Annotated in this window: 2 protein-coding genes; both read right to left on the bottom strand. The window is 47.0% G+C overall.

The annotated features are described in order from the left end of the window. Positions 1-310: prepilin-type N-terminal cleavage/methylation domain-containing protein (locus tag A3750_RS03165; protein ID WP_082873186.1), on the bottom strand; the 310-nt coding region annotated here is incomplete at its 3' end. A 25-nt stretch (positions 311-335) separates the two neighbouring features. Continuing rightward, positions 336-943 (bottom strand): hypothetical protein (locus A3750_RS25785; RefSeq protein WP_197474847.1); only part of this gene is annotated, 608 nt, incomplete at its 5' end.

The following is a 943-nucleotide window of genomic DNA, read 5'->3' as shown; positions in this document are numbered from 1 at the left end:
CCGCAACGCCTCCATCTGTCTCTGAAATCGTAATGGTATAGAACTGCACTACTTCAGGTTCAATTATGTATAAAGATGCATCAGGCGCTCCGGTATCAGCACCTGCAGCAGCCGCATCAGAATAATGATTAACCTCTGAATAACGTCGTTCTAGCGCCGAAGATAAGGCAAGCATTTCGCCCTGCGCATTAGCTCGACGCGTCTTAGCGACCGACTCTTGATAGCCGGGGTAGGCTATCGAAGCGAGAATACCTATAATCGCAACAACGATCATCAGCTCTATCAAGGTAAAACCTTTCTGTTTTTGCATTAGTAGCATTTGTTATTTACCTCGTTTAGTCATTAACCAACTCGTTCCAACCCAAACGACCTGTTCGGGCGGAGTTGGTATCCAGATTCGTATCCGTGATCGAGATATTACTTCCGTCTAATCCTGTCGATTCAGACTTCGAACCATAGAGCAGGTCACTCAATCGGTTTGGCTGATTCAACAAGGTTCCCTGTCTGACACCAATCCCATCGATATCTAGAATTGGCTTATCAGGGTTTAAGCCTGTCAGCATCGGCACCGTATAAAGTATGCTAGTACCGCCTCCTGCGCATTCAGAATCACTTGGAATCATTGAAGCAAAAATAGCGACAGGGCCAAGATCTGCATCATCCGCGATCAAAGGTCTGTTGATCATTCGCTCACCTTCTTGGGTGTCGTCTGTCATAAAATCAAAGTACCAACCATAATCCTCCTGCCAGTCGATGGCCGTCGCGCTTGTTTTAACACCACGAGAAGCGCCGCCATCGGTATCTTCCAGCTCTCGAACAGCTAGATGAGTTCGATCCCGATTACCTTCGCTTACATCCCAAACGGTGTAGTAACTTTGCACTGAAAGATCTGTCTCATCACCGGTCGACAAATACTGCCCTGTACCGAAGGTCACCAAAATAT

The sequence above is a fragment of the Oleiphilus sp. HI0079 genome, assembly GCF_001635105.1.
The sequence above is the reverse complement of the archived record's forward strand: the minus strand, read 5'-3'. Positions and strand labels throughout refer to the sequence as shown.